The 12,074-nt window shown below is 56.5% G+C and carries 9 protein-coding genes; 3 read left to right on the forward strand and 6 right to left on the reverse strand.

Translation table 11 applies throughout. The features are described 5' to 3' along the window. Positions 1-37: 37 nt before the first annotated feature. Positions 38-535, reverse strand: a complete 498-nt coding sequence (locus Q669_RS05405) for an acyl-CoA thioesterase (RefSeq protein ID WP_022991506.1) — start codon at positions 533-535, stop codon at positions 38-40. Positions 536-738: 203 nt separating this feature from the next. On the opposite strand from Q669_RS05405, the gene Q669_RS05410 reads away from it, so the two are divergent. Then, positions 739-2,604, forward strand: coding sequence for an alkaline phosphatase D family protein (locus Q669_RS05410; RefSeq protein WP_022991507.1), 1,866 nt, complete (start codon positions 739-741; stop codon positions 2,602-2,604). 38 nt (positions 2,605-2,642) lie between these two features. On the opposite strand, the gene Q669_RS05415 is transcribed toward Q669_RS05410, so the two are convergent. Both Q669_RS05415 and Q669_RS05420 read right to left on the reverse strand, forming a co-directional pair. Continuing rightward, positions 2,643-3,341 carry a crotonase/enoyl-CoA hydratase family protein gene (locus tag Q669_RS05415; RefSeq protein WP_022991508.1) on the reverse strand — a complete coding sequence of 233 codons (699 nt, stop codon included), beginning with the start codon at positions 3,339-3,341 and terminating at the stop codon, positions 2,643-2,645. Between the two features lie 96 nt (positions 3,342-3,437). Then, positions 3,438-6,017, reverse strand: a complete 2,580-nt coding sequence (locus tag Q669_RS05420) for a DUF2339 domain-containing protein (protein ID WP_022991509.1) — start codon at positions 6,015-6,017, stop codon at positions 3,438-3,440. Between the two features lie 131 nt (positions 6,018-6,148). Between Q669_RS05420 and Q669_RS05425 the strand changes: the two genes are divergently transcribed. Continuing rightward, positions 6,149-7,087 (forward strand): sensor domain-containing diguanylate cyclase, encoded by a 939-nt coding sequence (locus Q669_RS05425; RefSeq protein ID WP_022991510.1) that lies wholly within the window; start codon positions 6,149-6,151, stop codon positions 7,085-7,087. A gap of 140 nt (positions 7,088-7,227) precedes the next feature. Next, the gene (locus tag Q669_RS05430; protein WP_022991511.1) at positions 7,228-7,971 is read left to right on the forward strand and encodes a substrate-binding periplasmic protein; all 744 of its coding nucleotides are present in this window, start codon (positions 7,228-7,230) and stop codon (positions 7,969-7,971) included. Between the two features lie 58 nt (positions 7,972-8,029). On the opposite strand, the gene Q669_RS05435 is transcribed toward Q669_RS05430, so the two are convergent. From Q669_RS05435 to Q669_RS05445, 3 genes are all read right to left on the reverse strand, one after another. After that, on the reverse strand, positions 8,030-10,171 hold the full coding sequence (locus Q669_RS05435) for a methyl-accepting chemotaxis protein (protein WP_022991512.1): 2,142 nt from the start codon (positions 10,169-10,171) through the stop codon (positions 8,030-8,032). A gap of 226 nt (positions 10,172-10,397) precedes the next feature. Further along, positions 10,398-11,252, reverse strand: coding sequence for a hypothetical protein (locus tag Q669_RS05440; RefSeq protein WP_022991513.1), 855 nt, complete (start codon positions 11,250-11,252; stop codon positions 10,398-10,400). A gap of 63 nt (positions 11,253-11,315) precedes the next feature. Next, positions 11,316-11,993 (reverse strand): NAD(P)H-binding protein, encoded by a 678-nt coding sequence (locus Q669_RS05445; protein ID WP_022991514.1) that lies wholly within the window; start codon positions 11,991-11,993, stop codon positions 11,316-11,318. Positions 11,994-12,074: the final 81 nt, after the last annotated feature.

Below are 12,074 nucleotides of genomic sequence, written 5' to 3' on the forward strand. Positions count from 1 at the left end.
CTGGTATACCACGACTGGCGGTAATATGCGATAGCCCTCAGCCACTCGCCTTTGACAATTCATCCCGGGTGCGCAAACGCCCTTCACGGCGTATCTGTGCCTTGGCATAACGGCGCTTCTGGTCCTCGGTTTCCGGGATTACCTGGGGCACATCCACCGGCTTGCCCTGTTCATCGAGTGCCACAAAGGTAAAGAAGGCAGACAGAATATGGCGAGTCTCGCCGGTATAGCTGTTCTCGGCCTCCACCTTCGCACCGATCTCCATCGAGGAGCCCCAACTACGGTTCAGTGACAGATTGAACAACAAGGTGTCATTGCCTTTGGCGGGAGCGCGAAAATGAATGGAATCCACCGCCGCCGTCACACAGACATGGGCCGAGTGCCGCTCCGCGACCACCAGTGCCAAGCGGTCACACTTCGCCATGATCATGCCCCCGAACACCGTATTGTGGGAGTTCATATCGTTCGGAAACACTTTATACACATGCTTTTCAATAGCTGAAGCAGAAACAGCTTTTGCAGGTTTATCGGTCATGAAACGGTCATTCCTGTGTGTGTTTACCCACACTTTCTGTGGATAACTTTGTTAGCAAGGCAAGGACATGCGATCACAGGCAGCATAAACACTGCGTTTGCGATCCCTGCGGTTAATTTGATCAGATATACTGCACGTTTTAATGACAACAACAAAGCGGGCATTACCCCCGAAAGGATTCACATACCGGAAAGGAGTTTCCAATGATCGTCTGCGGCCCTATCGTACGCCACTCCAATCGCACCATGCTCAACCTATGGCTGGTATTAGACCAGCGTCCCGAGAGCATTCAACTGAATACCTATCTGGATGATGCCAGAGCATCACCAGTTACCAGAGACTGCGACGCCGAGTTCATACCAGCAGGCGATAACTGCTATATCTGCATGCTGTCGACGGACCTTCCCCTCGACAACGCCGAGCCTTATCACCAAACCAATGAGCTCTTCTACGAAATAGTACTGGATGGCGAGCCCTTTGGAGACAGCCAGCTGCTGGCGACACTTTGCCCTGGCACGGACAAGCTGCCCAGTGTTTACCTGCCCCGGGAGCATCGGCATTTCATTCAGGCCTCCTGCCGGCGTCCTCACTCCCCGGGGCAAGACAAAAAGCCGGACCAACTCGCCCGGGGCGCCCGTTTGCTGGCGGAGAATCTGCGCGAGGAGAGCCGGCCAAGCCAGCTGTTTCTGACCGGCGACCAGATCTACGCCGACGATGTGTCACCCTTGCTGCTGGATTATCTGGGCAAGCTGCAGAAACACCTTGGACTGGCCGACGATCTGAAAAACCTGCCGGCGGGCAAAGACCTGCACCGGCTGTCGAAACTGGATGACCGGCACTGGGTAACCCGAAGCCCCTACGGATTCAGCTCCAGCGCCAAAAGCTCTCACCTGCTGACCCGTGCCGAATATCTGAGCATGTACCTGTTTGCCTTCTCAGGCGCCGGACACCAGTTTGGCCTCGACTTCGCGGGCCACGACGAACTCAAGCCACGGCTTGCCAAACAGCCCGCCAATACCCGGGATGGCCGGAACCCGCCGGTGCAATATGTCTACACGGAGCGACAACACGCAGAAGACCACCGTAATCTGTCTGGCTTTGCACATCTGGCCCGTTCGGAGGTCCGCCAACTGCTCGCCAACACGGTGACCTACATGATCTTTGATGACCATGAAGTAACCGACGACTGGAACATCTCGAAACAGAACGCCCGGCAACTGAGCACCACGCCCATTGGCCGGTATGTGCTGATCAACGCTCTGCAGACTTACTTCCTCTGCCAGCACTGGGGCAATCAGCCCTCTCTGGTGAAGTCCGAAGTGGCAAAACTCAAAACACTTCTCGAACAGAATACGCCAGCCGACCACAAAGAATGGGACTGGTTGCTTGAGCGGTACTGGGGCTACGAACTGGAACAGACACCGCCGGTGGCGGTGCTGGATACCCGCACGCACCGGGAATTCAGCAAGCGAGGCAAACACTCGCTTGGCCTGATGTCTGATCAGCAGATCCAGCAACTGGGCCAGCGACTCTCCGGGTTTCATCAATGTCGCACGCTGATTGTGGTCTCACCGACCCCCACCTACGGATTCAGTCATATCGAATACCTGCAGCTGAATTTTCCCATGTTCAAACGCACTCTGGATCGGGAACCCTGGAGTGCTGACACGGCATCGCTCGAGGCTCTGAAATCATCCTGCTGTCAGTTACCCGGTGTTGAGCATGTGGTGGTTTTCTCTGGCGACGTACACTACGCCTTTGCCCGAAGACGTCAAACCAGCCAGGGGCCCGTGCTCTGGCAGATCTGCAGCAGCGCCTGCAACAACGTACCCATGGGTGAGAATATCGGCTTGAGGGCCATCAACAGGATCGGCGAGTTACTGGGCAAAAACCAGGAACGTTACCTGCTGCCGGAAGACAGAGACTTCTTCCTGACCAGTGACCGCAATATCGGCACCTTGATGCTTGACGATCAGGGCTGCCCGGTCCAGGCGGGATTGCTGTGTGCGGGAGAAAACGGCAGTTACCAGAAGCGTTACGATCTGGTGAACTACCGGGAAACCAACTGAAGCGACAGGAGCCACCAGACAGGTGGCCCCGTCAGGGATCAGCCCAGTACGTCGAAGTGGGCTGCATCCTGCTCAATGCACCAGTCCAGCTTCTCCAGATAAGCGGCCTTGGTTTTGAGCTTGGTTTGCTTGTGGGCGCGCATGTTCAGTTGCTTCATTTGCGTTGCCACCGCTTTGGCGCGCTCCGCCAACTGTTCCGGCGCCACAATTTCATCCAGGAAGCCGGCCGCGATAGCCGTTTCCGGGTTAAAGATCTCAGCGTTTACCACCGAGCGGTAGAAGTAAGGGGCCGGCATACGATGGCGCGCAATCTCAATGCCCGCATGGTGCATGGTCATACCAATGGCCACTTCATTCAGGCCCAGCTTGAAGCCACCCTCTACCCCGATTCGATAATCCACTGAAAGCAGAACGAACGCGCCCTTGGCGATGGCGTGGCCACTGCACGCGGCAATAACCGGCAGCGGAAATGCAGCCAGACGACGGGTAAACGTAGAGCCCACCTTAACCAGCGCCATGGCCTCTTTCGGGCCTTTCTGCATTTCCTTGAGATCATAGCCGCCGGAAAACATCCCCGGCTGCCCCGTGAGAATGACAATGGCCTTATCCTGCTCTGCCTGATCCAGCGCGGCATTCAGCGCGTCAAATACCTCATGGCTCAGAGCATTAGCCTTGCCATTGTTCACGGTAATGGTGGCAATGCCGTCGTTCAGTTCGTAAGTTACGAGTTCTGTCACCTGGATTTCCTCATCTACTGCCAGAATTAAGTGAGTGTTTGTTAACTGTATAGCGAACACCGGTCATGGGCAACGCCAAAATCCCGATCAACGGTCTCAGGATTCTGACGCCTTCCCGGAGCCGGAGGTTCGCCGGTACATCCACGCCAGGCCAAGCAGCGCCAGCCCCAGCCCCATAAAGGCAGCAACCCGCCACAGTCCCTGCAGCCCGGCCATATCCACCAGAAAGATCTTGCCGATGACCAGACCAAGCAGAATCATTCCTGCCTTGTGCAGCAGTTCGCTCTGGTTACGTGTGGACCAAAGGATCGCGGCAATCGAGTAGAGCATACCAATCACCGAGTAGGTATAGAGCTCGCCCTCCCCCATTCCACTGGACAGAGTCATCGCACTGCCCTGCCACAGATGCCGGATTTCGAGCAAAGTGAACACCCCGAAAGCCACTGCAGCCGTACAAAGAGACCAGCGAACGGGCACAAGATCGGAGTATCGAGCGCTGGCCAGAGCCAGAAGGACCGGCGCGCCATACGCCAGCAACAGCAGATTGAATACCGGAGTACTGCCAATAGTGCCGTCGGTCCACCAGGGGTTGTGCACCACGGCAACAACGAGATAACTCAGAACAGCGATCACCGTCAGTGCCCTCGCCAGCAACCGGTAAAGCCACCCCAGCGTTCCCGCGACCCTGGACCGGAAAACGTAGACGATGCTCAAAGCGCCCCAGAGCACGGTATTGATTGACGCCTCGGTGACGCCATATTCCCGCGCAAAAATATCACCATTGTATAGCCAGTAACGAAGCTCCACGCCCAGGAACAGAACCAGCAGATGCAAGGTGACAGCTTCCAGCCAGGGCCGAATCACCTCCTTTCTGGCCAGCCAGGTAGCAGCGCCAGCAAACAGCGTGGCCCCTCCGTATGTCCAAAGGGACCAATGCCCACCCGCATCGTAGCTCTGCAACCATGGATTGAAGGTCAGTCTCGCCACCACAATGGCCAGTAAAACCTTGAGAATCAGGAACAGCTCGGGCGCCTGGTATCGGCGTCCAAGCCAGACCAGGCTGACGAACTGAGTGGCCAGTGCCAATGTCATTGACGCTTCCTGCAACCACATGGCAACCGCCATGGAATAGCACGCGTGGGCAGCCAGTATCGCCCAGACCAGGCCAACGCGATAACCTGGCGAGTGCTCCAAGCGCCAGGCAACGACACCATAGACCGCCGCCGCCAGGAGCGCGACCAACGCCCAGTTGCCTGCAGCCTGCCCGCCCTGAACAAGCAACCAACCCAGTAACAGCCAGATAACGGGCGCCAGCATCGCCAGCGACGCCCACCGCCTCAGCTCCAGCTGCGTACGCCACTGCCAGAGGACGCTCAATACCACCAGCACAGAGGCAAGAATCAGATAGGTGATGAAGGGCTGATGGAAACTCTGTGCCAACGGCCTGAACAGAACGTCCTGACTCAGATCGGCAGAATACACAAGCCAGCCGGCAAACGTGGCCAACACCGCGGCCCAGGGCAAAAACCACAGTCGCTGCCGGCTTTGGGGCAACAATACGGCGACCGGTAGCATCCATAGCCACGCCAGAAAAGCGGGATCATCCGTCGATTGCCAGGTAATAGACGCTCCCCAGGCCAACAATGTTGCCAGCAAGGCGTCTCTTCGACGCTGCAGGGGAAGCAGGCCATCTCCGGGTAAGACCGAAAACAACAGGAAAAGCACGGGAAGATAACAGGACACCGCCAGGCCGTGGCGTCCACTAACGGCAACCAGAAGCCACCAGAGTCCGGCGCCGGCCAGGGTGCCAAACCAAAGCCAGGGACGGTAGACATACTGCATCAACAGCAGGGAACTGACGGTGATCACAACGCTGTAACTCAGCACAAAGACGGCACTTCCGCCCTCACCCCCGACCAGCAGCGGCACCAGATAAGCACCCGATAGCCCCATAATGGCCAGCAATGGGCCATGCACAAGCGCCAGAAACATGGTCGCGACGGAAACCAGTGCCAGCGCGAAAAGCGCCGGTACGGGCCCGATCAATCCATAATGATGAACGCCCGCCAACAAGGCTGCATAGAGTGTGACACTGCCACCGCCGGCCAGTGCTGCAAAGACCTGATCCGACCCCATGTGACGCCGACGAAAATATTCCGCGCCTGCATGCAGCCCCAACCCGGTCAACAACGCCATCAGCAACTGATGCACTGGTCCGATAAGTCCGGCGGAAATCGAATGGCTCACCATAAAGATCCCGGCAAGACTGACACTCAGCGCGCCAATCCAGACCATCCAGTTGGCTTTGAATGCCGCCACGCCACGGGATACCAGAGCATCCGACCGATTCATGGGAACGGCAATTGCTGTGTCTTCCGCGGCCGGCTCCCGAGATGTCTCTGCGTCTGTCGTTTCTGCCACCGAACTTGCTGGCTCCCGCACGTACCCGACATCCGCCGGCACATCCGGGGTGGCCGGCGTCACCGGATCCGGCAGAGAAACCCCGGTATCGCGAAGCCTGGAAACCTCTGCCCGGAGGTCGGCGACTTCCCGAGCCAGATCCTCGACCCGGGAGGCGTGACGGTCTCTTTGCCGGAACGCCAGAAAGCCCAGAAGTGAGCCCAAAGGCACCAGCAGCACGCCAGCTCCGATAACGAGAAAGAGTAATGCTTCCAATGGACGTTTCCTTGTCTTGTCAGTTGCGAAAGATCACTGTTAGTGACATAAAAGCAGTATTCTAGCCGCAAAGTCATGACATACTCGACATATCAGACCGTAGCCCGCGCACATCTCCGGGGGAACCAGACATGCCAGAACAATCCATCGAAATGACGCCGGACAGCTCTGTCTACAAGGCTCTGCTGGAATCCACAAAGGCGATTCCATGGAAAATCAACTGGCAGACCATGGCGTTCGAATACATCGGCCCGCAGATAGATGCATTGCTGGGCTGGCCCCAGGATAGCTGGAAAAGTGTCGAAGACTGGGCCACCCGTATGCATCCGGAGGATCAGGAGTGGGTCGTCAATTTCTGCGTCAAACAATCGGAGTGCGGCGTCGATCATGAAGCAGACTACCGCGCTCTGCATCGGGACGGTCACTATGTCTGGATACGTGACGTCGTGCATGTTGTTCGCGATGACAGTGGCGAAGTAGAAGCCCTGATCGGCTTCATGTTCGACATCAGCGAACGCAAGAAAACCGAGGAGAAGCTGATAGCCCTTCAGAAGAAACTCGAAGAGTACTCATTCAAGGATGGCCTGACCGGTTTGTCCAATCGACGGATGTTCGACACCGTTATTGAAGACACCTGGCTCAGCGCACAGCGCAACCGTCAGCCGTTATCACTGATTCTTCTCGATATCGACCATTTCAAACAATACAACGATTTATATGGCCACATTCAGGGCGACGAATGCCTGCGACGGGTTAGCTCCGTGCTAGCAAAAACCATTAAACGCCCCAAAGACTTTGTGGGACGATTCGGTGGCGAAGAGTTCGTCATTGTTCTGCCGGAAAGCGATGCCGATGCCGCCGTGAGAGTGGCGGAGCGATGCATCAGTGAGCTGCTTCGTGAACAGATTCCCCATGCAGATAATTCGGCGAGCCAGTTGGTAACACTCAGCATGGGTATCGGTACCATTATTCCGTCGCAGAATGATTCACTAACCGAATTTCTGGCCACTGTGGATGGACGGCTCTACGAAGCAAAAGACGCAGGGAGAAACCGTATTGTTGCGGCCTGAATCACTCAGGACACAACGTTAACTAACCGCAACCACTGAAAGACACAAATGTAAAGCAGAGGAATCCGAGCTGCCTCATTGAACACCTGTTGAATATCATAGTGAGCTCCCAAATTCTCAACCGAAAACGGAGCATCCTCATGAAAGGGAAACTCGGACTTCTCGCCGCCATGCTGGTTCTGGCAGGCTGTGCCACTGCTTCCGAGCAATTGCGCGTTTACACCGAACAGTATCCTCCTTATAACATGACCACCAACGGTCAGCCCTTTGCCCATTCAGAATCCGAAATCACCGGCCTCTGCACCGATGTGCTCAAAGCTGTTCTTGAGAATGCCAAGGTCGACTACAGCATCAAACTGCGTGACCTCAGCTATGGCATGAACCGCGCCCAACGGCACGAAGACCACGGTATCTACTGCGTATCCAAGACAGACGAGCGGGAGCCTTTCTTTGAATGGGTGGGACCACTCTCCAGCATCAAGTGGACCCTGTTCGCCAAGCCCGGCTCCAGCATCAAACTGGACGATATTGAGGATGCCCGTGACTACCGTATCGGTGGCTACAAGGGCGATGTGATGACGGGATACCTGGAAGACAAAGGATTCGATGTTTCCGCCATCACCAACAATGGACTGAATGCCAAGCGGCTGGAACAGGATCAGATCGATCTATGGGTGGCCGATGGCCTGGCAGGCCCCTACCTGGCCGCCGATGCCTCCGACGTGACCGGCCTTGAGGCAGTTCTTGTTTTCCGCGAAACCCCGATGTATCTGGCCATTAACAAGGACTCTGATCCCGACCTGATCAAAGCCCTGAATACGGCTTACCAGGCCATGCAGGAAAGCGGTGAGATAGACACCATTTCGCGTTCTTACGGGCTCTGATCGCCAAGTGGCTTTTTGCCGGCCCCGCCAGCTCTCAGGCTAACGCGGGGCCAGCAGCTTACGCATTGCTCACCTGAAACTGACCGGTCAGGTTTTTCAGCTTGTTTGCCGACACGTGCGTCATCTCAGAACTGGCCGTCAACCCCGCGATCACCGTCGTCATGAAGCTTACGCTGTCAGCAACGCCACTGGTCTGGGCACTCTGGACCGCGTTGGTTTCCGCAATGCCCGAGATCGCCCGGAAGAGCTTGTCGACCATGTGATGCAGCTCGGCATTGTCATCCGACGCTGCCCGGGCCTGAGCCAGACGGGTCTCCATTTCTGCCATGCCGTCTTCCATCGTGGTTACGGCGCGCTGAGTTTCTTCCCGCACCCGATACAGACGCTCATCAATTTCCGTCGTGGCCTGGGCTGTCCGACTGGCCAGTTGCCGTACCTCATCGGCGACGACTGCAAATCCCCGCCCTGCCTCACCGGCCCGAGCCGCTTCTATGGCCGCATTGAGCGCTAGCAGATTGGTCTGGGCAGCAATGTCGTTGATCATTTCAGCCGCCTTGCCGATCTCATCCGTGCGTTCACTCGCGGCGCGGATACCCTCGGCCGAACGCACGATAACGTCGCGAATGCTCTCGGTTTCACGGCTGACACGGGCAAACTGATCTTTAGCGCGAGCCACCACATCTTCCATGCTTACCCGCATTTCCTGCGCTGTGGTCGAGGCATTTTCGATTTCGTTCTGCTGCAGATCTGCGCCCTTCAGCATCTGCTCTATGTCGTGTACCACCTGCTGAATCTTTTCATCCGCCTGGCGGTTCTGACCCACAAGGTGTTCACTGGCGGAGCGGGATTCACCCGCAAGACTGATGACCTGCCCCACCATGCCGTCGAGGGTATCCAGAAAGCTGTTCATCCAGCGCGCGAGATCCCCGCTCTCATCCCGCTTGGTCTTGCCGACATCGAGACGCTGGCGCAGATTCCCGCCTCCTTCGGCAATGTTTCGTATGACATCCGCAAGTGATGACAGGCTATCTGCCAATGGTTTGGCGGAACTTGCCCGGAAGATGACAAGCCCCAGGAGCGCAACCATCGCGTTCACGGAGGCTTCCAGCCACAGGGGAGCACCGCTTGCCGAAACCGCTACGTTTGCTGCCCAGATAAGCGCCATAAGGACCCCGAGCCGCGCCGTCAGTCGATAGCTGACCGAACGTTTCCGATACACCTCCTCCAGGTCGCCTTCACACATCATGCCCCAACGATCAGGAGACCCGGGTAACTGGAAGGTCACGCCTTTGCCAATCACCGGTATGTGGCGATAGTCGGAATAGCCGGGGTACTTAACGTAGAGGTTTTCACCGCGGGCCATGGTTTCGCGTACCCCTGGGTGCAACTGCCCCGTAGCCGGGTCGGTGAAACGTATTTCGAACTCGGTGTGTTCCCGAATCCGTACTGTACCGAAGCCCGTACGGATTCCGTCTTTGAGGTTGTCACCGTGACTGAAGGTGGCGTCTTCAAACCGCGAGCGCGACAAGGCAACTCCCGGTCTGATCGACGGATCAAACTGACTGTCGATCATGAAAATGTAGTTGTCGCCGGACTCTTCAAAAATGTGCCCGGCTTCGCGCTGAATCAGGTCACTCATGACATCGTTCGGAACCCGGGCACAGACTGCCGCTGCCTGATTGCCAGCGAGAGCGACCGGCTGGTAGAACATCAGCGTGACATCGTCATGAAACCTGGAGGTTGTGGCACCAAGCTGCAAGGTGACCGGATCACTGTAGGGCCCGTGGAGAAACCGCTCTCTCACCCCTCGTTGCACGGCCGCGGGCATGAGACCTGCGGCTCCGGTTCTGCCGGTCACCGTCGAGGCGACAACAGAGCCATCTTCTCTCACAACGAAAAGCTCGGAGATTTCCCGGAGGCGCGTAACGGCCGAATCCAGCACCTCTGAAATGCTATCCTCTTCGCTACCCTCAAGCCGTGCCGCAAGCCCCTCAAGGAAGGCCCACTTGCCATTTGCCCAGTTAATCAGCGCTTCGCGACGGGTTTTCGCGATGCTCTCGAATATCTCTTCATTCGTTGCATATTGCTGGCGGTTCAAAAAACAGGACCATCCCATCCGCAACTTACCTGTGGCCCCAAACCAGGGCAACCAGCCCCGCTCATCGGATGAAAGGTTCATGGAATCACTGCGTAAAGTCATAGCGCGCCTTCCTCAATCGGTACTGCATGCCTGCACTACAACGATGTGGTGCAAACATACCTGCTTTCAGAAGGAAGCTAAGCAAAGAGCGGGCCTGAACCGGCGGACTGGTCAAAACCTGAAGGGAGGTAGCAATTGCCGGATTCAAAGGATGAGAGGGCGCACCATCGGGGTGCGCCAGCAAAAATACGCACCATGGAAGGGCAAGGAGCCCCCCCCCCTGAGCTCAGCGGGTCTTCAGATTCTCCAGAAACTCAGCCATTTCTGCTTGCATGTCGACAACACGTTGCCGCCATTCCGCCTTGTAGGCCGCAAACTCCTCGCTCAATTCGCTCAATTGCAGCTGGGCTTCGGCGGCGGTCGCGGTGCTCTCCGCAAGCGTTTTCAAGTTGGCTTCAGACAACTGCTCCCGCTGGTCTTCAAGCCTGATTACCGTTTCGTTCAAGGTACGTTTGTCCTGCGGCGTTGCAGATGGAGTAGATTCAAGCGCTTCCCGCAGGGATTCAGACAGCTCTTCCAGATGCTGGCTCAGCTGGTCACCGTACTCTTCAGCCAACGCCGACATATCTTCATTCATACTCTGGGCCTGTTGCTGCAACTCCCGCCCCAGCCTCTCAAGCTCTACCGCCATCTCATCGGATTGATTTGCCCAGCGACTCTTGAGATCTTCACCCAGTCTTTCCAGCTGCCCAACAAGACTTCCCCATACCGGGCCCTGTTTCAGGGCATCGCCGGTGCGATAATAATCCACCAGCCAGTCGTCACCTTTACGTACCAGATAGGTTAAGGACTCCGTGGCTTCGTTCCGGCCCTCCAGACCACTCAGGGTGGTGGTTACCCGAGCCAGATTGTCATCAATGACCACACGCCCCCACTCAATGCTCACGTTCTGCCATTGCTGTTCAAAACCATCGAACCCCGCTTCATCGACCAGGGTTGAATAATCTGCGGCCGCTTCAGCATCCTCTTCAAGTACAGCTTGCCAAAATGCTTCGGATACTTCCTGGGGCGATTCCGGGCGACTGCAACCTGTCGCCATGAGTACGGAAAACACCATAAAAGGAACAAGTACATATTTCATTAATCAACCTCATCGATCACCCGGGAACAGTGACCCGGATTTTACATCAGGTGAAGGACAGCATTAGCGACGATTGCCCATCGTTAAGATATCGTCGTACTCCCACACTCTCACCACTGCACCGCCCGAAGTGATTCCGCCAATGGTCTCAAGCTCGTTGACCATGGCCGACGCTACGGCTTCCGCGTCAATCGCCCGATATTTTCTCAGTGGCCCGATCAACGCCCGATTCGCAACCGGCATGACGGCCACACCAAGAGCCTCGGCCGTTCGAGCCTCCTTGCGCTGCCCCAGCAACAGGCTCGGGTGGTAGATCGCAAGATAAGGAAATTTCAGCGCCCGGACATTGTCCTCAAGCTCTCCTTTGACTCGATTGTAGAAAACCGGGGATTGCGAAGATGCTCCGACGGCCGACATCAGAATCAATGCCCGTGCACCGGCGTTACGGGCCATCTGAGCTGCCTTCAATGCATAGTCATGATCGACCTTGCGAAAGGCTTCTCTGGAGCCTGCCTTTTTAAGGGTCGTTCCAAGGCAACAGATCAGGACATCCACCTGGAAAGCGTCAGGCGCAGCCTCCATTGCATCAAAATCCATGAAGCGCTGCTCCAGTTTCGGATTTTCCACGACCATCGGCCGGCGAACCGGAGCGATCACAGTCGATATCTCCGCCTGCTCGAGGAGTTTCTCCACCACCATGCCTCCGGTCAGGCCGGTAGCGCCTAAAACCATAACTTTCATTCGGTGTCTCCCTGTGTTCATCGCTTCTGATTGGTTGCCGGATTGCGTAGGATGATACTCGTAAACATCCGAATCCGAGCT

It is taken from the genome of Marinobacter sp. C1S70 (genome assembly GCF_000475355.1).
In the GTDB taxonomy this organism is placed as follows: Bacteria; Pseudomonadota; Gammaproteobacteria; order Pseudomonadales; family Oleiphilaceae; genus Marinobacter; species Marinobacter nauticus.